Here is a 24,668-nt window from a genome sequence, read left to right as displayed (position 1 = left end):
GGCATTCCCTATGACGATTGATGCAAACGCGGCAGGCATGCGGCAAGCTTATGCTGCGCAGAACGCACGCAGATACGCGATGATTGCCATTGTGTTCGGGCTACTTGTGCTAAGTTTCTTTCTTGATGTCGCGACCGGCCCAGGGAAGTACCCACTCTCGACTGTGTTTGATGTCTTTACCGATCCATTGTCGCACGGTGTGCGGTTGAAAGTGATCGTTTGGGACTATCGTCTGCCTGTGGCAATCACAGCAGTATTGGTCGGCGCGCTCTTGGCCGTGGCGGGGGCTCAGATGCAAACGATCTTGAACAACCCGCTGGCCGAGCCATTCACCCTTGGTGTTTCTGCCGCCGCTAGTTTTGGCGCATCTCTTGCGATTGTGTTGGGTTTCAGCGTGATCCCCTCGGTTGGCCCGCTGCTGGTCACGGTGAATGCCTTTGTCTTTGCCCTGCTGACATGTGGGTTCATCCTATTTGCGACGCGGCTGAAGGGGGTCGGCTCCGAGACGATGATCCTGTTCGGGATCGCGATATTCTTCACATTCTCGGCGCTATTGGCGCTGATGCAATACATGGCCTCCGAAGACCAGATCGCGCGCATTGTGTTCTGGATGATGGGATCCCTGAGTCGCGCAAGCTGGGAGAAGATCTCGCTCGGCGCGCTGCTGCTGGCCGCAGCAATCCCCTTCAGCTTGCTGCGCACATGGCCCATGACTGCGCTGCGTATAGGCGAAGTGACAGCGGAAAGCATGGGGGTTGATGTCGGACGCCTGAGAGTTGAGATGCTCATCTGCGTCTCGCTTTTGGCTGCCACCGCCGTTTCATTTGTAGGCACTGTCGGGTTTGTCGGTCTGGTTGGTCCACATATCGCCCGCTTGCTGGTCGGCGAGGATCAGCGTTTCTTTGTGCCGCTATCGGCTTTGGTCGGCGCACTGGTCTTGTCGCTCACATCTCTGATTTCCAAGTCAATAACGCCGGGCATCATCTATCCAATAGGAATCATCACGGCTCTTATTGGTGTGCCCGTATTCGTCTCGATCATCTTGAGTACTCGGCGGGAGAAATTGTCATGACGCTGCATATCGAGCATCTCAAAGCCGGGTACGGAAAAACGGAAATCCTGCATGACGTGTCTGTGCAGGGCATTCAGGGCGGCGCGTTTGTTGGCCTGATTGGCCCAAACGCATCCGGCAAATCTACCTTGTTCAAAACGCTGGCGGGGCTTGTGACGCCAATGGCCGGGCGCATAGCCATTGGCGATGATGATGTGACCTATCTGGCGCGCAAGGACCGGGCGCGGCGCGTCGCCTACATGCCGCAGGCCTTTGGCTGCAACGCGCTGCTCTCGGTCTTTGAAAGCGTGCTTTTGGCGCTGAAGCAGACGACCGGCTGGCGAGTGAAGTCTGACAATCTGGATCGTGTCTCGGACACGTTGAATGCGCTTGATCTGTCGCATCTCGCCAGTCACGGGATCGCAGACCTCAGCGGCGGACAGGCGCAGATGGTTGCGGTTGCACAGACAATCGTCCGTGCGCCCGAAGTAATCTTGCTTGATGAGCCAACAAGCGCGCTCGACCTACATCACCAATTGTCCATTATGACTTCGATCCGCAATGAAATGGATCGTGAAAAACCAGTTGTGATGGCTGCGTTGCATGACTTGAATCTCGCGGCCAAATTCTGTGACCGATTGGTGTTGTTGCGTGACGGGGTGATCCTTGCTGACGGTCCGCCCCATGAGATCTTGGCACTCCCGGAAATCGGTGAAACGTACCGTGTTGAAACTGATCTTGAGCGCACAGGCCGAGGCGCACTATACGTCGATGCTAGGTTGCCAGCATGACCCAGATCGAACAATCGAACTTCGACCTCAAGGAAGAAATCAGGGCCTACTGGTCGGCACGATCTGAGGACTTTGACGAAAGCCCATCCCATCGGATCGAGACCGTTATGGGCTTCCGGAATGGCAGTCCTTTTTACGACAAGCCGCAGGGTTAAAAGACAGCGAAACAATGGACGGCTTAAGGGTTCTTGATCTGGCCTGCGGTACAGGAGAGATCAGCAGAATGCTTTGCTCCCTCGGCGCGCATGTCACAGGTTTGGATTTCTCTGAAGCCATGCTGAAGAAGGCTCAGGTCAAATTGAGTGACCAAAACTGGGTGCCGCTCTTATGCGATGCGGAGGACCTCAAAGGGGTGTCTGATGCAAGTGTTGACTTCGCTACAACCCGGCTACCTTGCGTGGACCCTTGGAGAGCCGCCATCGGGTGGTCCGGGTCAATTGTTAGTGCATGATGGGCCTCTGGTCTATCGGGACGAGGCTTTCTGGCGCGGGCGGTCGGTATCCCAGGGGGCTGTGTGGCCTGATGGTGTTGTAGTGGATGCGCCATTGGTTCGAGCCCAATGGGCGACGGTTCAAGTTATGTCTCAGGGGATCTGGTTGAGTGGCTGCAGGACAAAGGGATGAAGCACTCACGCGATGCGCCATATCACCCCCAAACCCAAGGCAAGATCGAACGGTGGCATCAGACATTAAAGAACCGCCTCCTGCTGGAAAACTACTTCCTACCTGGCGATCTCGAGGCTCAGATTGAAGCCTTTGTCGACCACTACAATCATCAGCGATATCACGAGAGCATCAACAACGTCACACCCGCCGATGTCTACTTCGGACGGGACAAGGCCATTCTAAAACAAAGGGAAAGGATCAAACAGAAAACACTCGAAACGCGACGCTTGCATCACCGCCAGCACGCCCCATAACCAAACCAACCAAATGAGCCGAACTCTCTCTTAGTTCAGGCCGCTCGTGGGTCCAAAAACTCTGACGACGGACACTGTGGTCCCGGCCTCACGGCTCTGATGCATTCTACACTCAACATGATTAATTCCTCCGGTTTGTCTCAGGACCAACGCTTTGTTGGTCAGCGTGTTGGTCAGGGGGGGTATTTGACCAACATTCTGTTTGCGTACTATTGTATCTGTTGCGCTTTATGATGTAATTTCCTCTTTCAGCTAACGCTTATTTTCCAGGAAAAAAGGGCTTTTGGGGCTTATTGCGTTTTTCTGAGGGATTAATTGGTGGGCGACCCTGGAATCGAACCAGGCGTGCGTCTCCGCGAGGGAGTTACAGTCCCCTGCCACACCTTGCGGCCTGTCGCCCACCGGGCGCCGTCAGGAGCAAGGCCCCCTCTGGCGTGGCGCGTTGGATACGCGCGACGCCGCCAACCGTCAATGGGGAAAATCGCGCCGATTGCATTGTTCCCGGCGATTTGCGCGTGGTACAGATCGGCCCTGGTCGAACGGGCAGGGCAAAGCGATGAAGAAACCCAAATGGGTGATCGAGAAAGAGCGCGGCAGGCGCGCGGCGGCGGCAGAGACCTTCTGGCTGTTCGGATTGCACGCGGTGCGCGATGCGCTGGCCAATCCGGAGCGCAACAAGCTGCGCCTGGTGGTGACCAAGAACGCGCTGAACCGCCTGGACGTCGACACCGGCGAGGTGCCGGTGGAGGTCGCGGACCCGCGCAAGTTCCCCGTGCCGCTGGACCCGGGCTCGGTGCATCAGGGCGCGGCGATCGAGGTGCGTGCGTTGGACTGGGGGCCGCTGGATGCGATCTGCTCGCAGGGGCAGCTTGTCGTCATGCTCGACCGGGTGACGGACCCGCATAATGTGGGCGCGATCCTGCGTTCGGCGGAGGTATTCGGCGCCGCGGCAGTGATCGCGCCGCAGCGGCATTCGGCGCCTGAAACCGGCGCCCTGGCCAAGACCGCCTCTGGCGCGCTGGAGCGCCAGCCCTATCTGCGGGTGGGCAACCTGGCCAACGCCATGGAGCAGCTGCGCGGCATGGGCTATGTGCTGCTGGGGCTGGACGGCACCGCCGAGCAGGACCTGGCCAGCGCCGCCAGCGCCCATGCGGGGCGCCCGGTTGCGCTGGTTCTGGGCGCCGAGGGGCCCGGGCTGCGCGAAAAGACCTGCGAAACCTGCGATCAGCTGGTCAAAATTCCGTTTGCCGGTGATTTCGGCTCTCTCAACGTCTCCAACGCGGCCGCCGTCGCCCTATATGCGGTCAAGCGGCAAATGGAGAGCTGATGGCGCACCCGACGAAAATTGCGACCTGTAACTATTGCGGGACCCGGGCGGCGCTGGTGCTGACCGGGCGCACGCGGCACGAACTGGCCTGCTCGGGCTGCGGCGCGCCGCTGCATGACCTCAAATCGCTGCCGCTCGAGCCAAGCCGCAAGAAGACCCGCCAGACGCGCGAGTACGGCATCTCGCACGCGCCGTCGCCAAAGAAGTCCAAGCCGCAGAGAAAGCGCAAGAAGTCGAAGAAGAAGAGCCGGATGCGCGGGTTCTTCGAGGAGGCCTTTGACGTGCTCGAGGATATCTTCGACTGACCGCGCCCGCCTGGGCAATCATCACAAGCTTATTACTTGGCCTTTAAGGATCCGCCCGCCGCCCTACATGTCTCATAGGGCGCGGGTTCGGAACACCCGTGCCGAACTTCACTGTCCCTCGTTCCGCACTGCGCCCGGCCTCCCCCCAGGTTCGGGCGCTCTTTTTTGTCCGCTCAGCTGTGATAGGTCATGGGTCATGACATATAGCGATTCGTATCTCAGCGGCATGCTCCGCAACGTAAGGTCCGTGGCGGCGGTCGGCGTGTCCCCCAAGGACGTGCGCCCCAGCTACTTTGTGTTCCGCTACATGCACCTGCGGGGCTACAAGATGATCCCGGTCAATCCGATGCATGCGGGCAAGACGCTGTTCGGCCAGCCGATCTATGGCGACCTGTCGGAGATCCCCAAGGACCAGCCCGTGGACATGGTGAACGTGTTCCGGCGCTCGGAATTCGTGCCGGACATCTATGACAACGCGCGGCGGCATCTGCCCGGGCTGAAGGCGCTCTGGCTGCAGATCGGCGTGATCCATGATGAAACGATCCGCCAGGCCGAGCAGGACGGGCTAGACGCGGTGCAGGATCGCTGCCCGAAGATGGAGTATCAGCGCCTCTTTGGTGAGCTGCGCAAGGCGGGGATCAACACGCGGATCATCTCGTCGCGGCTGCCGCCCTTCTGAGGCGCGGCCCGAGGGCCCGCCTCACCGCCATGCAGATCATGAGGGAAGTGGTGAGAGGCTGACATCGACCCAAACGGGGCTCGTTACGGCTGCTTCCTTCCGGACCTGACCGGGTTGGCGAGGCGTCTGCCCGCGCAACCTCTCGGGAGGGTACATAGCGCCGCGCCGCAGTTTGTACAAGGGGCGCCCGGCGCTATTGCGGCGTGCGCTCGGCCCAGCCGGCAAATACGTGCTCTAGCGCCACCACGATGTAATAAAGCAAGATGCCCATCACCGCCAAGGCGATCAGCACCGCGAACATCAGCGGGTAATCCGCGCTGATCTTGCCGCTGTCGAACAGGTGCCCCAGGCCGCGGCCATGCGGCTCCACGATCTCCATCAGGTTGGTGCCGATGAAGGCCAGCGTCACCGCCACCTTCAGCGCGCCGAAGAACTCTGGCAGCGTCTTGGGCAGCGCGATCTTCCAGAAGATCGTCAGCTTTGACGCGCCCAGAGCGGCCAGGATGTCGCGGTATTCGGGCTCTAGCGTCGACAGCCCGATCGAGACCGAGACCGCAATGGGAAAGAACGAGATCAGGAACGCGATCAGGATCGTGTTCATGTCGTGCTGGCCCACGAACATCAGCGCGATGATCGGCACCACCGTGGCCTTTGGGATCGCGTTGAACCCCACCAGCAGCGGATAAAGCGCGTCGCGCATGGTGCGCGAGAACCCCATCACCATGCCCAAAAGCACCCCCACGACCACCGCGATCAGCAGCCCCGCCACGGTGCGCCAAAGCGTGTCCCAGCCATAGTCCAGAAACAGCCAGCGGAACTTCCAGAAGGCGGGCCAGAGGTCGCTGGGCGAGGCCATCTTGTAGTTCGGCCAGCCGTTGACCCAGACCAGGAACTCCCAGAACAGGCCAAAGAGGATGAGCGCGGCCACTGGGACGGCGATTTTCTTGAGCGTCATCATGCGGCGGCGCGTCCCTGGGCGATGCGGATCTGCTGGCGCAGGATGTTGAGCCGCTCTGCGGCCTCTGGGGTGTAGAGCTCTTCAAGGTCGCGCGGGCCCTTGCCGGGGATGTCCATCACGTATTGCGTGCGCGCCGGGCGGCCCGAGAGCACCACGACCTGATCGGCCAAAAAGATCGATTCGCGCAGGTCATGGGTGATCAGCACGCCGGTAAAGGGCTCTTCGGCCTTCACGCGGTGCATCGTCTGCCAGAGGTCCTCGCGGGTGAAGGCGTCCAGCGCTCCGAAGGGCTCGTCTAGGATCAGCACCTCGGGCTTGTGTACGATGGCGCGGCAAAGCGAGGCGCGCTGGCGCATGCCGCCGGACAGCTCGCTGGGGCGCTTGTCCTCGAACCCCTCAAGGCCAACAAGCGCCAGGAGGCTGCGTGCGCGCTCCTCCTGCTGGGCCTTGGACATCTTTGTCGGCACGATCTCGAGCGGCAGCATCACGTTCTGCAGGATCGTGCGCCATTCCAGCAGCACCGGGTTCTGGAACGCCATGCCCACGGTGGCGCGCGGCCCGGTGACGGGCTTGCCCTGCAGCAGGACCTCGCCCGCGTCAGGCATCATCAGCCCGGCGATCAGGCGGGTCAGCGTGGACTTGCCGCAGCCCGAGGGGCCGACCACGGCGGCGAAACCGCCCTCGGGCACGGCCACGTCCAACCCATCCAGCACCGGCAGCGGGCCAGAGGCGGTCTTGTAGGCGTGGCGCACGCCCTTGATGTCAATGAGATCCGTCATCCGTCTTGCGGTAGGATGGGTTTGAAACCCATCCTACGCGTTGTCTTACTTCAGCATCCGAGCCTCTGCCGCGGGCAGATAGGCATCGGTGAAGTAGAGGCTTGCGTCCGGCGCGTTCTGGAAGTCGTAGGTCTCGGCAAGCTGCGCCAGCGCCTTGGTCATGCGTTCGGCATCCACCGCGCCCATACCGTTGGCCGCTGTGAAGTCGGTGACCACATTGGCGTTGATGGCCAGCTGCAGCCGGCGCGTCTCCAGCGCGGCATCGGCGGCGGGGTTGCGCTGCACCAGGCTCTCAACGGCCTTGGCCGGGTCGGCAATTGCGGCCTTCCAACCGGCGGCAACAGCGCCCAAAAAGCCCGTGACCACGTCCGGATTGGCGGTGGCGAAATCGGTGTTCACGATGATCGCGTTGCCATAGAGCGCCAGGCCATAATCGGCCATCAGGATGGTCGAGATGTCGTCCTCGGGCACGCCCAGGCGGACCAGGTTGAGATAGGACGAGAAGCTAAAGCCCGTGACCGCGGCCACGTTGCCCTCGGCCAGCATCGGCTCGCGCGTGGGGAAGCCCACAGGCTCAACGGTGATCTTCGACATATCCAGCCCGTTCGCCGTGGCGAAGGCGGGGAACTGCGCCCAGGCGCCGTCTGGCGGCGGCGCGCCCAGCACGCGGCCCTCGAGGTCCTTCGGCTCGCTGACGCCCAGTGACTTGCGGCCAACGACGGCAAAGGGCGGCTTGTCGTAGACCATCATCACCGCGGTGACCGGCGCGCCGGGGTTCTGGTCCAGGAACTTGATCAGCGAGTTGATGTCAGCAAAGCCGATCGGGAAGGCTCCGGTGGCGACCTTCGGGATCGCGTCCAGCGAGCCCTTGCCCGCCGCGATCTCTACATCCAGCCCCGCGCCCGAGAAGGCGCCATTGTCGATGGCCATAAAGTAGGGCGCGGATGGTCCCTCGAATTTCCAGTCCAGCGCGAAGGGCACTTTGGTCTCGGCCAGCGCCGACCCCGCGAATGTGAGGCCCGCCAGGAGGGCCGCGGCAGCATGTCTTAGCATAGAATATCTCCCTATTCTTAGTCCCGCAGCGACCTTGCGCGATGGCCGCCTAGATTGGAAGCTCGCGGGCCAGGCAACGGCACTGCACGTATTGAGCGGGACAAGCCGTGCCCGTGAGAGTGCATTGCGTCCAAAGATTGGGCAAGTCGTTATTTGCGAGGCGCTTGGCATTGACGTTCGGGCAACTGTATCGCAATTGCTGCAATGCAGCGTGCTGGGTCGGCCGGCATTCTGAGGGCGTGATGGTAAGGCATCAGCATGCAGTCGCATACTAGATTGCCGGAGGCGGCTGATCGCACGTTGATTGTTGTCGCAAACAAGCGTAGGCCTTATGATAAAGGTTAATCTCACAATGTGAGATATTAATAAATCACCTCAGAGATTGATTTAAAATAATCATATAATTGATTGCCGTGATGTAGAAACACCAATATGCCTATTGTGCGATCGCGGCGAGTACGGCAGGCTTTTCGCGTTCGGCAGGCTTTGCGTGTTCGGAGTGTTAACAATGTCTAAGCGTGTTGGAATTCGAGAGCTCGCAAAGCACGCGGGTGTGAGCACCGCGACGGTTGATCGCGTCCTTCACGGTCGCGGCAGTTACAGCGCAAAATCTGAAATTCGCGTCAAAGAAGCCATCGAGGCCCTGGGCTATGGATCGCTTGAGCCACATCTGACAGAGCCCAAGCGCAAACTGATGCGCTTCGTGATGTTCGTGCCCGCGCTTGAGAACTTCTTCCAGCAATCAATAATCAAGAACGCAAGGATCGCCGCGCAAGGGCTGCGCCACGTCCATGTGGAGATAGAATTCGGCTATATCGACCTCATCGGCGGCCTGGGCACGCTCCGCGCTTTGCGGGGCATCGACCCGAGCGAAGTTGATGGCGTCTGCCTCTTCGCCGTCGACGCGCCGGGCGTGCGCGATGAAATTGATAGGCTCGTTGAGCAGGGCGTCGCGGTTTGCACGATCGTGTCTGATGTGCCGTCATCCACGCGCTCGGCCTTTATTGGGCTGGATAACGTCGCGGCGGGTCGCACGGCGGGTCGTTTTGTTTCCAGATTGGCACGACCAGGTCCGGGTGAGGTAGGGATCGTCACCGGCTGCAACCAAATCCGCGACCATATCGAGCGGATGATGGGGTTCAACCAGTCGCTGACAATGTACCGCCCAGACCTACGGATGCTGCCGCCGCAAGAAGGCTTCAGCAAAGACGCCTCTAACGCGACAATCGTGCGCCAGCTCATCAGAAGGCACCCAGACCTGGCCGCGATTTACTCTATCGCCGGAGGCAGCTGCGGGGTGATTGACGGGCTGCGCTATCAGGAAAAACCGGAGGGCCTATTTGTCGTCGTGCACGAGTTGGAGCCAATGGTCCGGGAGGCCTTGATCGACGGCGCCGTGGATATGGTGCTTCACCAAGACACCCGAAGCATGACGCGGCTGGCGATGAACGCGCTGGTCGCCGCATGCGAAGGGCGCGAGCCCGACCCAGAGACCCTCGCCATTAACATATACGTTGCAGAGAATTTGCCATGAAACCCAACCGAACTTCTGACAGTCTTGCCGTTCTTGCGAATACGCGCAGCAATGAAATGCTTGCCACCATCTGGGATGCAATCTCTGATGATGCCTATGCGCAAAGGTTCACCACCCTGGGCGCCATAAGCGTTCGCGCGCTCGAGCTTGCCGCCTACGACATAGCGCGCTCGACGGACGCGAGTGTCGCATCCCAGCTCTTCATCGCGGCGAAAGACCTAGAAGAGCGGTTGGTGAAGGCGCAGCGGAAGATTTCTAGAGATCACTCAGATCACATCTAAGTGGCAGGAGTAACGAGTTTCGCGCAGGGCTATGTTCCTGTGCGCTTTGAACTACAGCGTACTGCCAAAACCTGAAACACAGCTTTTCGCAGTGCGCTCACAAGACAAGGAGGTTGCGCGCGTCCAGCCTTTAGCCGATGGCTCTGGTTAGACCTCGGACGCTATCGCTTGCGTCTTTAGGCTCTCGTTGATCCGCGCACCAAGCGCCATCTGGCTGACCGGTTTGGCAAGGACCTTGATGCCCAGGCTCTCCCACGAAACTTCGATGCCGTCTTCGCTGAGCGCCGGATAGCCTGAAATGAACACAATGGGCAGGTCCGGACGCATCTGCCTGGCTTGATTGGCCAGCTCGCGCCCATCCATGCCGCCGGGCATCACGATGTCCGTTAGCATCAGATCTACCGGCACATCAGCCTGGATCAAATCCAGCGCCGTGGCGCCGCTTTCGGCCTGGATCGGGTGGAAGCCAAGCTCTGCCAACTGCAACGTCAACGCGCGCCGCATCTCGGCATTGTCCTCGACCACCAGGATGTGCTCGTCGTTGCCTGCGGATATGTTGAGCCCCTCCAGTAGGACGTCATCCGCGCGCGTCATCTCTGTGGCGCGGGGCAGATACATGGTGATCTGCGTGCCGACCCCAACCGTGCTTTCGATGCGGATGTCGCCGCCGGTCTGCTTAACAAAGCCGTAAACCATGCTGAGGCCCAGGCCGCTGCTCTTGCCGAAATCTTTGGTCGTGAAGAACGGCTGGAACGCGCGCGAGATCACATCCGCCGACATGCCCGCGCCGCTGTCCGAGAAACAGACCCTGACAAAGTCCCCCGCCAAGTCGACACCGCCCGCGCTGCGATCCAGTGTGACATTGCGCGCCGAGATGTCAAAGACGCCGTCGCCCGACATCGCGTCGCGGGCGTTGACCGCAAGGTTCAGCGCCGCCGATTGCAGCAGCGACCGATCGGTCAGCACCGGCCACAGCTCTTCGCGGGGCGCGATGTCCAGCTTGACGCCTTCTCCCAGGGTGACCTGCAAGAGCGGTTCCAGGAAGGTCAGCTCTTGCACAAGATCCAGCCCTTCCAGTTCCGGCGATTGATCACGCGAGAACGCCAGGAGCTTTTTGTTGAGCGCCACGCCGGACAGGCTGGCCTTCTTGGCAGAGCGCAGCAGCTCCTGGGTGTGTTGGTCGTCGGGGACGCGGCTTTCCAATAGCTCGATATTAGAGATCACGATGGCCAGCAGGTTGTTAAAGTCATGCGCCAGCCCTGCGGTCAGTTTGGCCACCACCTCCATTTTCTGGCTCTGCTGGAACTGCTGCTGAAGCGCCCGGGACTCGGTGAGGTCGGCCATGATTAAGATCGCGCCAATGGGCTCGCCGGCGCCGTCCGTCAGCACCGAGGCTGACAGATTGGCCTCGATCGTCTGCCCGTTCTGGTGGCGTAGGCGCATCTCGGTGCTTGCGGGGCTTTCGCCAGCATAGACCCGGTTCAGGAAGGCGTCGATCTGGTTGCGTTTGTTGGGCTCGACGATGTTGGCCAGGCTCGGCTCTACGGACGCCTTTTGCAGGCCCGTCATGTCCACTGCCGCGGGGTTCCAGGTGGTCACGTGGCGCTCTGGTGAAAGCACCACCACCGCCACCGGGGCGGAAAGGATGATCGCGCCAAGCTCGGCGTTCACAAGCTGCAACTTCTCATTGGCTGTGTTGAGGTCAACCGTGCGCTTCTGGACGCGCGCGTCCAGCTCGCGGTTCAACTCGCGCAGCCTTTCCTCGGCGCGCTTGATCTCGGTGAGGTTCACATAGACCGCGACCAGCCCACCATAGCTGGTACGGTAAGAGGAGCGCTGCAAAACGCGGCCATCGGCCAGCACGCATTCCCTCACGGTGTTGGTGACGAGGATGTCCGCCAGTCGCTCGGCGACGAATGCGTCTTCGCGGCCCACGGCCACGGGCTCGGCCCCGCTTTCTGCCTTTTTGCGCAGCAGCGCCTCGTAGGTGATGCCGGGCTTGGCGATGGGTTTGAGGGTTGGGTAATAGTCAAGGAAGCGGCGGTTGCACTGCAGCAAGCGCCCCTCGCTGTCATAAGCGGCAAAGCCTTCGTCAATGGCCTCAATCGCGTCCACCAGGTTCTGCCGTTCGGTGGCGAGTTCGGCCTGGGCCTGCTCGCGTTCGTCCCGCGCGGTGCGAAGCTGCGCCGTCATGATGTTGATCTGCTCGGCCAGGCCGCCGATCTCGTCGCGCCGCCCAACGGGCAACGTATCGCGGAAGTCACCGGCGGCGATGCGCTTGATCTGCGCGTTCATCGAAGAGACCGGCACCAGGATGTTTCGGATCGCCTCGTTGCCCAGGATCGCGGCCCAGACGATCCCGCAGAACACCATCAGCACCACGATGGCGACCTGCACCAGCACGCCGATGCGCACCTGCTCGAGCTGCGTGTCGGCCAGCCCGTAGCCGATGCTGCGGAACGCCGCCACCGCGTCGCGAAAGGCCTCTAGGCGCTGCAATCCGTCGCCACCGATCAGGAGGCTGCGCATCTGCGCCACATTCGCGTCCCGGTGCAGGTCCAGGATCTCGCCCAGATGCGAAAGCTTGTGGTCCAGTCGGGAGGTGAGGTTTTCGAACGCCTCTTCGAACCCGGTCTGCTCTTGTGTGAGCCCTTGGATCCGGTCCAGCACGGCTGGCACCGCAGCCACCGCGTCCTGATAGGCGGAAAGCTGGGTTTGGTCCTCGCTAAGCACATAGCGGCGGCTGGTATTGCTGGCGTGAATCACATGCGCGAATAGCTCGTCCAGCGTTGTGGCCACGGCTGCCGCCTGGCCGAGCTGTTCGGTATGCGCGATCTGCGCCCGGTACTGAAAGAAAAGAACGCCGATCGCCAGGACCGCCAAGGTCAGCCCGAGCACCAGCAAGCCGACAAAACGCGCGCGTAGCGAGGTGAACATTCCCTCAGGCTCCGTCGCGCACTAAGAGTGCACTTCGGCCGCGAGCGTATAGCCGTAGTTGCGCACGGTCACGATCGAGTCGTCCTGGCCGATCGTGCGCGCCAGTTTGCGTCGCAGGTTGTAGATATGGATGTCCACGCTGCGGTCGCTGGGATCCCAGGCGCGGTTCAAGGCCGCCATGCTCAATTGGTCGCGGCTCATCGCCTCGCCGACATTGTTGGCCAACACGGCGAGCAGCTCGAATTCGGTGCCCGTTAAGTCGATTCGCGTGCCATCATTGGTCTCGACCAGCCGGAGCTGCATATCCAGGTTCCAATTGTTGACGCGCAGTTGACGCGGTTTGGACGGCGCGGGGGGCTGAATGTCCGCGGGCCGAGGCGCCGCCCGACGCAGCACCGCGTTGATCCGCGCCAGCAGCTCGCGCTGCAGGAAGGGTTTGACGATATAGTCGTCCGCGCCAAGCTCTAGCCCCACAACGCGCTCTATCGGATCAGATTTTCCGGTAAGGATCACCACGGCGATGTCCGTTTCGGCAGAGATTTTTTTGAGCAGGTCTAGCCCGGATTCGTTGCGCAATCCCAGGTCCAGCAGCACCAGATCGACCGTGTTCTGGGCCAGGCAATCGGCCATCTCCGCCCCGTCCGCCGCCGCCTCGACCTCAAAGCCCTCGCCCGTGAGATAGCTGGTCAACGTGCTTCGTATCTCGGCCTCGTCATCGACGATCAGAATTGTTTTCGGAGATTTTTTTTGCAATCCACCCTCCCGGAAATTGCCGCACTTTCAGGTCACTAGAATGGTCGCAAACGGTCGTTCTATCCTATGGTTTTGCATATATTTTTTGGCCTGTTTGGTCATTTGTCAATTGTTTGTATGGTTTCCCAACATTTTCTTAACAAATCTAAACCCCCACCAACAAAACTCAACGCTGCCGATGTACCCGATTGCATACAGTGCAGAGAGACCCACGGGCAGATGCCTGGCTTGGGTCTGCGTGACGCTCCGGGAGGGGGGCGTTTACCGACTGGAGTAGGCCGCAGAATGCCATTCCGCGGTACATGATTGGGAGGAGGTCACCAAGTGGCAAACAGCGACACCAACACGGACCTGGACATGGGCGATCCGCCCAAGGACTATGTGTCCGGTCTTTTTCAGAACGCGAAGTTCGACGTTATGGCGGGCTTCATTCTGTTTCTTGTGGCTCTACCGCTGAGCCTGGCGATTGCCGCCGCATCGGGCGTGCCCGCTGTGGCCGGCCTGATCACCGCCATCGTGGGCGGCATTATCGGCGGGTTCCTCGGCGGCTCATACGTGACGATCAACGGCCCGGCGGCCGGTATGATCGTGATCGTGCTGGGCTGTTTTGAGGCCATGCGCGAGCTTTCGGGCGGTGATCCGACCCTGGCCTACCAGTACCTGCTGGCGGTTGGTGTGGTCGCCGGTCTGATCCAGATCCTTCTGGGCGCGATGCGCGCGGGCCCGATGACCAACGTGTTCCCGTTCTCCGTCGTGGAGGGCATGATCGCGGGCATCGGCATCATCATCATGACCAAGCAGCTCTTCGTGGCGCTGGGCGTGAAGGCGCCAAAGAAGATGTTCGACAGCTTCCTGGCGATCCCGGATGCCGTCGTAAGCGCGGCCCCGCAGGCCGCTATCATCGGCGCCATCGCGGTCGCCCTGATGGTGTACTGGCCCAAGATCGCCGGTCCGCTGGCAAAGTTCATCCCGCCCCCGCTGGCGATCATGGCCGTGACCATCCCGCTTGCCGCGTTCTTCAACGGTGGCGCCGCCGAGCCGATCGTGGCCCTGGTGAAGGTGCCGACCGATGTGAGCGCTATTGTCACCACGCCGAACTTCGAGATGATCCTGCACTCTGCTTCGATCCTCTTCGTGGTCAGCTTCGTGATGGTTGGCTCGCTTGAGAGCCTGCTGACCGCCGTGGCCATCGAGAAGAAGGACCCCTGGAAGCGCCGCAACAATATGAACCGCGAGCTGTGGTCCAAGGGGATCGCGAATTCGGGCGCTGCCTTTATCGGCGGCATCCCGATGATCGCCGAGGTGGTTCGTTCCTCGACCAACATCATGGTCGGCGCGCGCACCCGCTGGTCGAACATCTTCCATGGCTCGTTCATCCTGCTGTTCCTGGTGGCGCTGCCCTTCGTGCTGAACATGATCCCGCTGGCCGCCCTGGCTGGTATGCTGATCGTGATCGGCTTCCGGCTGGCGCATCCGAGCATCTTCAAGCACATCGCCGAGACCGGCAAAGATGAGCTGGTGTTCATGATCGCCACGGTGCTGGGTGTGGTCTTTGTCGACCTGCTGTTCGGCGTGTTCTGCGGCATGTGGCTGTCGATTGCCTTGAACGCAGTGCGCGCTGGCAACGCCAACCGCTTTGGCTCCGGCCCACTGTTCCTGGCCGTGCATGCGGTGTTCGCGGTGGCGGTGTTCTACCTCTTCATCGGCCTTGAGATGAAGCTGGAGGCCATCGGCCTGATGATCGTGAACGTGGTCATGGGTGTACTGAGCTTTAAAACCGGCCTGGACGTGGAAGAGAATGGCGGCGACGTGAACGTCAAATTCTCGGGTCCGGTTGTCTTCACCTCGCTGATCACCGTGCGCTCCGCGCTCGACAAGCTGCCCGAGGGCAAGACCGTCACGCTCGACATGAGCGCGGCCAATATGGTCGACCACACGGTGCGCGAGAAGCTGAGCGACATCTCGGAAGAGTATGCCCGCGGCACCGGTGGCACGATGGAGGTCATCGGCACGGATCGGCACAAGCCGACCAACGACCACAAGCTGGCGACCCTAGTCGCGACCTAGACAAACCGAAGCGGCGCGGGGTCCTTTCGAAGGCCCCGCGCTCTTCTTCCCCGCATGATGAAGCAGTCTGCTGACACCGGTCCTTGCGACCGGGCTCTGCGACCGACTGCCCTTGAGAAACGAAACGACGAAGGGAATTAAGCACATGGGCTTGCTAAGTTTCATCCTTCTCTTGCCGCTGATCGGCGCCGCCGCGGTCCTGCTGCTGCCAAGCGCGCAGAAGGAATTGATCCGCAGAGTGGCACTTGGCGCGGCGGGCCTCAGCCTGCTGGGCGCGCTGTATCTGGCCTTTGGCTTCGATACGGCCGCCGGTGGCATGCAATACACCGAGAATCTGGCCTGGGTGCCCGAGATGGGCATGACCTACGCGCTGGGCGTGGACGGCATCGCGCTGGTGATGGTCCTCTTGACCACGATCATCACATTCTGCTGCCTGATGGCCACCAAGGCCGACATCAAGAGCCCCAAGGGGTTCTTTACCTGGTTCCTGCTGCTCGAGACCGCCGTGATCGGCGTTTTCTGCGCGATGGACTGGTTCCTGTTCTTCATGTTCTGGGAATTCACCCTGATCCCGATGTTCTTCCTGATCGGTGTCTGGGGCGGCGCGCGGCGCGACAGCGCAAGCCTGAGCTTCTTTCTTTACACGCTGACCGGCTCGGTCGCGATGCTGCTGGGCATCGTCGCCGTTTATGCCACCGTGGCGGATCACAACTTCTCGATGGCCGTGCTGGCCGAGGCGGGCGCGGGCCTGTCGACCGAGATGCAGATCGTGATCTTCCTAGGCTTCCTGATTGGTTTGGGCGTCAAGATGCCCATCGTGCCGATGCATGGCTGGCTGCCTCTGGCGCATGTCGAGGCGCCGGTTCCGGCCTCGATGTTCCTGTCGGCGGTGATGCTGAAGATGGGCGCCTATGGCCTGTTCCGTGCGGGCGTGATGCTGCCCGAGGGCCTGGCCTGGTTCGTGCCGATCCTCTTCGCGCTGGGCGTGATCAGCCTGATCTATGGCGCATTGCAGGCGCTGCGGCAGACCGACCTGAAGGCGATGGTGGCCTATTCCTCGGTCAGCCATATGGGCTTTGTCCTGATCGGCCTGGCGGGCGCGGGCATTGCGGGCTTCACCGGAGCGGTCATGCAGATGGTCGCCCATGGCTTTGTTAGCGCGGCGCTCTTCTTCCTGGTGGGCGTGCTCTACGAGCGCACCGGCACGCGCGACATCCGCGCGCTGAGCGGGATCGGCCGTCAGGTGCCCAAGCTGGCGCTGGCGACCTCGCTGACGCTGCTGGCCGCGATGGGCCTGCCCGGCTTTGCGGGCTTTGTGGCCGAGTTCCACGTGATCGTGGGCGCCTTCGAGGGCTTCGGCCTGGCGGTGCTGCTGATCAGCGCGGGCGTGCTGCTGACCGCGGCCTACTCGCTGCGGGTGATCGCCAAGCTCTTCACCGGTCGTCCGGATCCGCGCCACGGTGCGATTGGAGACCTGAACGCGAGCGAAACCGCAACGGCGGTGCCGCTGGTGGGCCTCTTGCTGCTTCTGGGGATCATCCCAGGGCTGGCCCTTATCTACGTTAGCCCGACGATCGCCGAGATTGTCACAATGATTGGGAGGTGACCGTGATGGCATTGGACGCAGCAGACACCACAAGGCAGATCGTGCGCAGCGCGACCGGGGTGTTTGACCCGCGGGTGATATCGGACAAGGATCGTCAGGATCTAAGCCACCATGTCGCCCATATCGCCCACATGCTCTCGGAGCAGGGGCCGATGAGCGTAACCTTCGTGCACAACAACACGCTTCTGGGGCTCCAGAGCATGCACTTTGAGGACGCGATCAAGAAGTCCGAGAGCTTCTCGGGCGGTCGTGGCTATCTGGATAATGCGGCCTATCGCGACTACCACGCACGGGGCCGGATCACGGATGGCGACATCCGGGATGCCCTGAGCCAGCGCAAGGACCTGGATCTCGACAAGGAGGTCGCCAAGACCTCCGCCGGCAAGATCACCGCGGGCGAGATCTATCACCTCAACATGGTGCATGGGTTCGATGGGCTCTCGCCGGACCAGCTCAAGGACAAGCTGTTTGGCGACGACGCGCTGAGCAGCCTGGATGCGGGCATCTCAGAGACCGCGCGCACCGCGCTGGTGGCGGCGGCACGCGAGGACGCAGCCGAGCTGGGCAAGATCAACAACCTCGTTGAATTCGCGGCCTGGCTGGGCGCGACGCTGGGCCTCGAACTGGCGGAAAGCGGGCCGGACATGGCGCTGCTCGAGGACGAGGTCGAGGCGACGCTGCGGGATCTCTTCGACATTGAGGCAACGCCCTCTGACCTGGCGGCGTTCATCAATGCGCATCCCGAGGCCTGGGCCGCGCGCAACCTGTTCCACGCTGTCCTTGATCAGCTTGATTTGCAGGCGCCGACCGAAGGCTCTGACGAGGCCGAGATGGACCGCGTCAATGCGGATGCCCAAACGATGGCGCAGCTCGGCGGTCCGCTGATCCCCACCGAGCCCAAAAGGCGCGCCGCGATCAAAGAGGTCGTGACCGAAGAGATCGACGCTCTGGACCAGATAGAAGCGCGCGGTCCTGCTGAAGTCGAACGCGCCCGCGTTGCCTGGACCATCCTGCATGGGCTGGGTGAGGACAGCATCGACCGGGCAGGCTACGCGGCGCTGACCACGCTGCTCACGCAGCGCGGCGCCAAAACCGGCGCCGAGGCGAAGCTGCCCGATGACCTGCGCCGCATCGACCCGCGCGGGCAGATGACCCGCTATGCCGAGGACATGCTGACCGCGGATCTCAGCGCCTTGGAAGCAGGCGAGAACCACGCCGACTTCCTCGAGCGGATCACGGATGCGGAGATCACCAAGCACGTCAATGACTACATGATCGGCGTGTGCTCTGCCTTCTTGGACGAGGGGCTGGCCTCTTGGCACATGCCGAGCCGGGCGACGGGCTTTTTCGACAGCTGGCGGAACCTGGTGCGCAACGATCGCAGCTTTGACTTCGACGGCGTCACCGATTGGCGCGGCGCGGTGGGGCAACTGCCGCTCAGCGCCACGGATGCGGTGATCAGCCAGCTTGTCGAACTGGGCATCGATCAAAGTGCCTGGTCGGATTATTGCGGGCGCGCCTTGGCGCATCTGCGCGGCTGGGCCGGGATGATCTTTTGGCGCCAGGAGAACGGCGGTTATGGCCGCCAGCAGGCGCAGCCCATTGACTTAATGCAGTATCTGGCCGTGCGGTTGTTCTATCAGAACCTTCTGGTGACCAAGGCCGCCACGAGCAATTGGAACCTGCAGCCGGGCATGGAGGCGCTGCGGGCGCATTTCTCGAGCCATCTGGACGAGTATTTTGTCCGGCGCGAGCTTTACGCGGGCCATCTCAGCGATGCCCTGACGCAGCAGGCGCAGGCTTTGGTGCAGGCCACGGGCCGCCGCCGGGACCTGTCGCAGCGCTGGCAGGCCCTCGCCGACCAGGTCTGGGCGGAGCGCCACCGCGGCAATGAAACCCGCGCGGCTGCGGACAAGGGCTGGCGGCTCTACCGTCTGGCGCAGCATCTGGGCGTTCCCGCCGCGGAGATCCGCAAGATGTCCAAGAAGAACCGCGACGGGCTGCTGACTGCGATGGACGAGTTCGCGGGCAAGGATCACGGGCCGGCTTGGCTCTTGGCCTTCGAGAAGAACTATCGTGACGAGATCTGCAATGCGCTGGCCTTGAACCGGGGCCGCGGGCGCTGGCTGAGCCGCAAGGAAAGCCGGCCTAAATCGCAGATCGTCTTTTGCATCGACGAGCGCGAGGAATCGATCCACCGCCATTACGAAGAGCTGGATCCGGGGCACGAGACCCTGGGGGCCGCGGGCTTCTTTGGCGTTGCGATGGAGTATCGCGGGCTCGACGAGCATGGCCACACGCCGCTTTGCCCGGCACCGGTCACGCCAGAGCACCGCATCCTCGAGATCGCGCGCTCGCACGAAGAAGGCGCGCCGCTGGACAAGCACACGCGCCGCGCCAAGTGGGCCGAGGTCTTCCACGACACCTATTGGGAGATGAAGCGCAACCCGATCTCGAGCTACTTCCTGATCGACGTCTCGGGCTTTTTGATGTCCATCCCCCTGCTTGGGCGGATGTTCTTCCCGCTGAAGTATTTCGGCGCGATGGACCAGATGGGCAAGGCCTTCGTGCCGGATGTCGAGACGCGGCTGGCCGTGGATCGCGACGAGAACAGGGCGCCCGATGGTATCGTGAACTTCGGATTCACGGTGACCGAGCAGGCGGACCGCGTGATGGGTTTGTTGCAGAATATCGGCCTTCTGGACGATTTCGCGCCCATCGTGGTGATCTGCGCGCACGGGTCGTCGTCCGAGAACAACCCCTATATCAACGCCTATGACTGCGGCGCTTGTGGGGGCAAGGGCGGCGAGCCGAACTCGCGGGCCGTGGCTGTGATGGCCAATAACCCAAAGGTGCGCGAGGTCCTGGCCGAGCGTGGTATCCACATCCCGGAGGATACCTGGTTCGTCGGCGGCTTCCACAATACGGCGACCGAGATCGTGACGCTCACGGACGAGGTCGACATCCCCGACGCGCTGCGCCCCAACTACGAGGCGGTCAAGCGCGACATGGCCGAGGCGGTGCGCCGCGCGGCGCGCGAGCGTTGCCGCAGGTTCGCATCGGCGCCCAAGGACAGCGATCTGGACACCTCGCTGCATCACACGATGGAGCGGGCCTCTGACTTCAGCCAGATCCGCCCAGAGCTTGGGCACGCCACCAACGCCTGCGCCGTTGTGGGCCGTCGCGCGCTGACGCAGGGCGTGTTCTTTGACCGGCGGTCGTTCGTCATCTCGTATGACCCGACCACCGATCCAGAGGGCACCGTGCTAGAGCGCATCCTTCTGGCCGTGGGTCCGGTGGGCGCGGGCATCAACCTTGAGTACTACTTCTCGACGGTTGATCCGGGCGTTTATGGCTCTGACAGCAAGGTGCCGCATAACGTCAGCGGGCTGATTGGGGTGATGGAGGGCGCACATAGCGACCTGCGCACCGGCCTGCCGCGTCAGATGACCGAGGTGCATGAGCCCATGCGCCTGCATCTGATCGTGGATGCTGACCCCAACATCGCAGGCGCGATCTATGGCCGCCAGCCCGGCATCCAGCAGCTTCTGGACGGCGAATGGGTGATCCTGATCGTGCATGACCCGGCGACCGGGGACCTGCTGCGCTTTGTGCCCGGCGTGGGCTTTGAGAAATGGGACGACAGCGACCTGCAAGAGATCCCGGAAGTGGCCGAGAGCTACGACTGGTTCAAGGGCAAGTACCAGTGCTTCCTGCCGCCTGCGCGCATCACCGAACCCACCAAGCCTTGGCTTGAGTAAAGGGAGAGAGATCAATGTTTGAACTGATCCTGTTCATAACCCTGCTGCTGCCTCTGGGCGCGGCGGCCGTCATCGGGTTGAACCTGCTTGGCGGGGAGAAGGCGCTCGACTACCGGCAGGTGCAAAACACCGCCATTGGGGCGCTCTTCATCGCGATGGTCGGTGCGGCCATCATGTTTGTCGCGGTGCTGATCGACCCCAGCCCGCGTGAGGTCACGGCCTACACATGGTTCACCCTGGGCGAGATGAGCGTGGATATCGGCTTTATGGTCGATAGCCTCTCGGCGCTGATGGCGCTGATGATCTCGGGCTTTAGCTTCCTGATCGGCGTGTTCTCGAAGAACTACATGCATAATGACGACAGCTTCTCGCGCTACTTCGCGGCGGTGATGCTGTTTGTCTTCGCGATGCTTATCCTGGTCCTGGGCAACAACTTCATCCTGCTCTTTGTGGGCTGGGAGAGCGTGGGGCTCTGTTCCTACCTGCTGATCGGGCACTTCTATCAACGCAAGTCGGCAGCGGCGGCGGGCACCAAGGCGTTTGTGATGAACCGCGTGGGCGATGCGGGTTTCCTTGCGGGGATCTTCCTGATCATCATGAACTTCCAGTCGGTGCAGTATACCGAGGTGTTCTCGCGCCTGGGCGAGATCAGCCCGGCCATGGCCACGGCGATCGCGCTTTGCCTGCTCTGCGGCGCGATTGGTAAGTCGGCGCAGTTCCCGCTGGGGACCTGGCTGGCGCGCGCGATGGAGGGCCCGACGCCCTCGTCGGCGCTGATCCACGCCGCCACAATGGTGACCGCGGGGGTCTATATGATCGTGCGCAGCCACGAGCTTTACGACATGGCCCCGGTGGCCCTGGCTGCCGTGACCATCATCGGAGCGATCACCGCGATCATGGGCGCGTTGAACGGCATGACCAACAGCGACATCAAGGGCATCCTGGCCTCGTCCACCGTGACGCAGCTGGGCCTGATGTTCGTGGCCTGCGGTCTGGGGGCTTACCCGGTGGCGGTGTTCCATCTGGTGGCGCATGCCTTTCTGAAGACCTACCTCTTCCTGACGGCGCCCTCGATCTTGGGCTACTTCCACAGCAATCCCGACCCAAAGGCCGCGGCGGGCTCGCCCACCGCGCCTGTGCCGGTGATGTTCTGGTTCGTGCTGATCGGCTCGATTGGTCTGATCGGCGGCGGGTTCGGCATCACGGCCTTTGGCAACGAGAGCGGTCTTGCGCCCTCCTACTACCTGCTGATCGGCATCTTCGTGATGGGTCTGTTCGCGACGCTGCGCCATGCGGTGTCGGCCACGCAGCGGATCTTTGGCGATCATGGGCATGACCACGGGCATGATCACGCGGCTTGCGGCCACGATCACAGCCACGATCACAGCCACACGCATGACCACAGCCATGATCACGCCCACGAGCCCACACGCTCGGCGGCGCCGATCCTGATCCCGGTCCTGTTCATCCTAGGGGGCGCCATCGTCGCCGCGCTGATTGGGCTGCTGCCCGGCGGCACGCCCGGGAGCTGGTTCCAGGACTTCCTGGCGCCGGTGGTCAACGTGTCCCCGCTGGGTGACAGCGGCACGCTGATGAGCTGGGTCGTGATCACCGTGCTTGGCCTGCTGATGCTGACCGCCTGGGCGGCCTCGATCTATACCGAGCGCTACGCCCCCGAGCTGCCGGGTGACAGCCTGCTGAACACCCGTGGGCTCTATGTGGCGGCGCAAAAGCGCTTCTGGCTGGACGACTTCTACCACAAGTTCGTGGTGGGCCGTTCGGTGCAGCTTGGCAGAACGCTGGAAGGGTTCGACCGCGACGCGATTGACGCCGTGACCGGCACGCCAAGCCCAGAGACGCGCTCGGTCGGCGTGGACGCGGCCTGGGAGGCAAGTTTTCTGGCGGCGCGCGCGCAGGGCATGGATGACGTGCTTGGCAAGAAGAGTGACGAGGAGGCCGGTTTGCTGGCGCGCCTTGAGGCTTTGGGGGCCGAGCCCAGTGGCGCTGCGTCTGCCGTGACGGCGGATGAGATCCCGCGCGGGTCCGGCTTTTTTGGTCGCCTGACCGAGATCGCGACCCGCATCACGGGCTGGATCGAGAAGACAGTCTTTGACCGGCTTCACGGCGGCGTCGCCCGCACGGGCGGCAGCATGGGCGGCGCGCTCTATCGCATCGAAGAGATGCTTGGGCGCCCGGCCGTTCTAGGGGTCACGGTGATCGCCGTGGTCGGTGGCATTATCTTGGGAGTGATGTTGTGATGTTGCCTGAAATCTCAGCCTCGGCACAGATTGGCTTTCCAATTCTGTCGCTGCTTGTGTTCCTGCCGGCCATCGTGGCGGTGGTGATCCAATACCTCAAGGAAAGCTCGGCGCTGGCAACCGCGTTGGTCGTGTCGGCCTTCCAGTTGGTCCTCGCCGGGATGGTGTGGTGGGTGCATGACCCAGCCTCTGCGGCGATCCAACTGGCAGAGAATGGTTTGCTGCCCGGCTACACCCTGGGTGTGGACGGGGTCAGCGCCATGTTCCTGCCCGCAACGGCTCTGCTGAGCCTCTTCGCGGTGGTCTACGCCACCAAATCGGTCACCTCTAACCTGCGCGGGTACCTTGCGGCGCTGCTCTTTAGCCAGGCGGCGCTGATGGGGGCCTTCGCGGCGACCAACCTGACCTGGTTCTGGATCTTCTTTGTCGCGGAAATCTTCCCGGCCTACTACCTGATCAAGAGCTGGGGCACGAGCGAGCGGCGCTATGACGTGGCCCGCAACTACCTCACCTATATGGGGCTCTCGGCGCTGGCGCTGGGCATCGGCTTCTTGCTGATGGCCACTAGCGTGCAAGAGGGGGCGACCTTTAACCTGATCGCCATCGCGAACGGCACTATTGACCCGACCCTGCAGACGCTGATCTTCTTCGTGCTCTGCCTGGGCTTTGCGATCAAGGCGCCCCTGTTCCCGCTGCACAGCTGGCTGCCCAAGGTGTTAGAGCACGGGCCGCTGATTGGCATGAGCGTGTTCCTGGTGGGCATCAAGCTGGGCGCCTACGGCCTGATCCGCTTTGTCATCCCGCTGCTGCCTGAGGCCGCGGCGGAGTGGTACTGGCTGATGGCAGCCTTCGGGTTCGCGAGCCTGGTCTACGGGGCGCTGATCGCGCTGGTGCAGACCAACCTGCGCCGCCTGATGGCCTTCGCAAGCGTCAGCCACATGGGCGTGGTCACGCTGGGGCTGTTCTCGCTGAACGTTGCCGGGATCGAGGGCGGCCTGCTGCAGGCGCTGAACCTGGGCATCACCGGCGCGGGGCTGTTCCTGATCGCGAGCTTCCTCAGCAGCCGGGTCGGCACGCCGGACCTCAGCCAGATGGGCGGGATCCATGCCCGCGCGCCATACCTGGCGCTTGGGTTCCTGGTGATTGCGCTGGCCGCGGTCGGCATGCCCGGCACCAGCGGCTTCAACGGCGAGCATATGGTGCTGCTGGGCGCGTTCGAGAAGCACTGGCTGATGGCGGTCTGCGTGGGCATCGGCCCGGTCCTGGCCGCGGCCTATTTCCTGCGCTTCTATCAGCGCGGGTTCCTGGGCGAGCCTGCAAAGACCGAAAGCGGTGAGGAGCGCGTGGTGCTGGACCTCGATGGGCGCGAGCGCTTCATCGTGGGCGGTCTGGTGGCGGTTGTCCTCTGGATCGGCCTGGCCACCACGCCGTTCATCTCGACCATGCGCGGCAGCGTCGAGGCGATCTCGGCCACTTTCCACCCCCATGACGCCGACAAGGCCCATGCGCATGCCGAAGAGGCAGACGACGCGACGGGCGACGAGACGCTGCTTGCCTCTGGCGCGCAGGTGCTCGGCGGCGAAACCACAGACTAGGCGAAGGGAGACAA

19 protein-coding genes, 1 tRNA gene, 1 other RNA gene and 2 pseudogenes are annotated in these 24,668 nt (G+C 62.3%); 15 read left to right on the top strand and 8 right to left on the bottom strand.

Annotation, left to right across the window (positions count from 1 at the left end; all coding sequences use genetic code 11):
• The first annotated feature begins 10 nt into the window (after positions 1-10).
• The 4 genes from AIOL_RS00480 to AIOL_RS26295 are packed head-to-tail and all read left to right on the top strand — an operon-like array spanning position 11 to position 2,293.
• A complete protein-coding gene (locus AIOL_RS00480) occupies positions 11-1,072 on the top strand; it encodes a FecCD family ABC transporter permease (protein WP_049641089.1) in 1,062 nt (353 codons plus the stop codon).
• Positions 1,069-1,842 carry an ABC transporter ATP-binding protein gene (locus AIOL_RS00475; RefSeq protein WP_049641088.1) on the top strand — a complete coding sequence of 258 codons (774 nt, stop codon included), beginning with the start codon at positions 1,069-1,071 and terminating at the stop codon, positions 1,840-1,842. Before AIOL_RS00480 ends, AIOL_RS00475 begins: the two co-directional genes overlap by 4 nt.
• Complete coding sequence (locus AIOL_RS25350) at positions 1,839-1,997, top strand: hypothetical protein (RefSeq protein ID WP_160314372.1); 159 nt, start codon at positions 1,839-1,841, stop codon at positions 1,995-1,997. Before AIOL_RS00475 ends, AIOL_RS25350 begins: the two co-directional genes overlap by 4 nt.
• 14 nt (positions 1,998-2,011) lie before the next feature.
• Positions 2,012-2,293 (top strand): class I SAM-dependent methyltransferase, encoded by a 282-nt coding sequence (locus AIOL_RS26295; protein ID WP_082152347.1) that lies wholly within the window; start codon positions 2,012-2,014, stop codon positions 2,291-2,293.
• Here AIOL_RS26295 and AIOL_RS24755 read toward each other — a convergent pair.
• Positions 2,283-2,393, bottom strand: a pseudogene (locus tag AIOL_RS24755) (integrase core domain-containing protein); the annotation flags it as partial. The gene AIOL_RS26295 and the pseudogene AIOL_RS24755 sit on opposite strands and share 11 nt — an antisense overlap.
• Before the next feature lie 14 nt (positions 2,394-2,407).
• On the opposite strand from AIOL_RS24755, the pseudogene AIOL_RS00470 reads away from it, so the two are divergent.
• Positions 2,408-2,761, top strand: a pseudogene (locus tag AIOL_RS00470) (integrase core domain-containing protein); the annotation flags it as partial.
• A 316-nt stretch (positions 2,762-3,077) separates the two neighbouring features.
• Here AIOL_RS00470 and AIOL_RS24750 read toward each other — a convergent pair.
• A tRNA-Tyr gene (locus tag AIOL_RS24750) sits at positions 3,078-3,161 on the bottom strand.
• A 156-nt stretch (positions 3,162-3,317) separates the two neighbouring features.
• On the opposite strand from AIOL_RS24750, the gene rlmB reads away from it, so the two are divergent.
• The 3 genes from rlmB to AIOL_RS00455 all read left to right on the top strand — a co-directional run bounded on the left by rlmB (position 3,318) and on the right by AIOL_RS00455 (position 5,072).
• Positions 3,318-4,088, top strand: a complete 771-nt coding sequence (gene rlmB / locus AIOL_RS00465; RefSeq protein WP_049641086.1) for a 23S rRNA (guanosine(2251)-2'-O)-methyltransferase RlmB — start codon at positions 3,318-3,320, stop codon at positions 4,086-4,088.
• Positions 4,088-4,393, top strand: coding sequence for a hypothetical protein (locus tag AIOL_RS00460; RefSeq protein ID WP_049641085.1), 306 nt, complete (start codon positions 4,088-4,090; stop codon positions 4,391-4,393). The genes rlmB and AIOL_RS00460 overlap by 1 nt, the downstream gene beginning before the upstream one ends.
• A gap of 226 nt (positions 4,394-4,619) precedes the next feature.
• On the top strand, positions 4,620-5,072 hold the full coding sequence (locus AIOL_RS00455; RefSeq protein ID WP_235438815.1) for a CoA-binding protein: 453 nt from the start codon (positions 4,620-4,622) through the stop codon (positions 5,070-5,072).
• Between the two features lie 48 nt (positions 5,073-5,120).
• Here AIOL_RS00455 and ffs read toward each other — a convergent pair.
• The 4 genes from ffs to AIOL_RS00440 all read right to left on the bottom strand — a co-directional run bounded on the left by ffs (position 5,121) and on the right by AIOL_RS00440 (position 7,862).
• Positions 5,121-5,217, bottom strand: an RNA gene (gene ffs, locus AIOL_RS24135) — signal recognition particle sRNA small type.
• Between the two features lie 48 nt (positions 5,218-5,265).
• Positions 5,266-6,030: an ABC transporter permease gene (locus AIOL_RS00450; RefSeq protein WP_200898711.1), complete on the bottom strand. Its 765-nt coding sequence runs from the start codon at positions 6,028-6,030 to the stop codon at positions 5,266-5,268.
• Positions 6,027-6,809: an ABC transporter ATP-binding protein gene (locus AIOL_RS00445; RefSeq protein WP_049641083.1), complete on the bottom strand. Its 783-nt coding sequence runs from the start codon at positions 6,807-6,809 to the stop codon at positions 6,027-6,029. The genes AIOL_RS00450 and AIOL_RS00445 overlap by 4 nt, the downstream gene beginning before the upstream one ends.
• Positions 6,810-6,854: 45 nt before the next feature.
• Entirely contained in the window at positions 6,855-7,862 is a 1,008-nt protein-coding gene (locus AIOL_RS00440; RefSeq protein ID WP_049641082.1) for an ABC transporter substrate-binding protein, read from the bottom strand.
• A gap of 439 nt (positions 7,863-8,301) precedes the next feature.
• On the opposite strand from AIOL_RS00440, the gene AIOL_RS00435 reads away from it, so the two are divergent.
• Together AIOL_RS00435 and AIOL_RS00430 are read left to right on the top strand one after the other, a co-directional pair.
• On the top strand, positions 8,302-9,396 hold the full coding sequence (locus tag AIOL_RS00435; protein ID WP_152912294.1) for a LacI family DNA-binding transcriptional regulator: 1,095 nt from the start codon (positions 8,302-8,304) through the stop codon (positions 9,394-9,396).
• On the top strand, positions 9,393-9,677 hold the full coding sequence (locus AIOL_RS00430; RefSeq protein ID WP_152912293.1) for a hypothetical protein: 285 nt from the start codon (positions 9,393-9,395) through the stop codon (positions 9,675-9,677). The genes AIOL_RS00435 and AIOL_RS00430 overlap by 4 nt, the downstream gene beginning before the upstream one ends.
• A gap of 147 nt (positions 9,678-9,824) precedes the next feature.
• On the opposite strand, the gene AIOL_RS00425 is transcribed toward AIOL_RS00430, so the two are convergent.
• Positions 9,825-12,614 (bottom strand): PAS-domain containing protein, encoded by a 2,790-nt coding sequence (locus AIOL_RS00425; protein ID WP_049641079.1) that lies wholly within the window; start codon positions 12,612-12,614, stop codon positions 9,825-9,827.
• Positions 12,615-12,635: 21 nt separating this feature from the next.
• The gene (locus AIOL_RS00420) at positions 12,636-13,367 is read right to left on the bottom strand and encodes a response regulator transcription factor (protein ID WP_049641078.1); all 732 of its coding nucleotides are present in this window, start codon (positions 13,365-13,367) and stop codon (positions 12,636-12,638) included.
• Between the two features lie 324 nt (positions 13,368-13,691).
• Between AIOL_RS00420 and AIOL_RS00415 the strand changes: the two genes are divergently transcribed.
• From AIOL_RS00415 to AIOL_RS00395, 5 genes are all read left to right on the top strand, one after another.
• Positions 13,692-15,434: a SulP family inorganic anion transporter gene (locus AIOL_RS00415; protein ID WP_049641077.1), complete on the top strand. Its 1,743-nt coding sequence runs from the start codon at positions 13,692-13,694 to the stop codon at positions 15,432-15,434.
• 145 nt (positions 15,435-15,579) lie between these two features.
• Positions 15,580-17,040 (top strand): complex I subunit 4 family protein, encoded by a 1,461-nt coding sequence (locus AIOL_RS00410; protein WP_049641076.1) that lies wholly within the window; start codon positions 15,580-15,582, stop codon positions 17,038-17,040.
• 5 nt (positions 17,041-17,045) lie between these two features.
• Entirely contained in the window at positions 17,046-20,801 is a 3,756-nt protein-coding gene (locus AIOL_RS00405) for a DUF2309 domain-containing protein (RefSeq protein ID WP_152912292.1), read from the top strand.
• Between the two features lie 14 nt (positions 20,802-20,815).
• Complete coding sequence (locus AIOL_RS23870; protein WP_053101125.1) at positions 20,816-23,059, top strand: NADH-quinone oxidoreductase subunit L; 2,244 nt, start codon at positions 20,816-20,818, stop codon at positions 23,057-23,059.
• A complete protein-coding gene (locus tag AIOL_RS00395) occupies positions 23,059-24,654 on the top strand; it encodes a complex I subunit 4 family protein (protein WP_049641074.1) in 1,596 nt (531 codons plus the stop codon). Before AIOL_RS23870 ends, AIOL_RS00395 begins: the two co-directional genes overlap by 1 nt.
• Positions 24,655-24,668 lie beyond the last annotated feature (14 nt).

It is taken from the genome of Candidatus Rhodobacter oscarellae, assembly GCF_001078595.1.
Lineage (GTDB): Bacteria > Pseudomonadota > Alphaproteobacteria > Rhodobacterales > Rhodobacteraceae > Rhodobacter_B > Rhodobacter_B oscarellae.
This window is presented reverse-complemented; position numbering and strand designations above follow the sequence as displayed.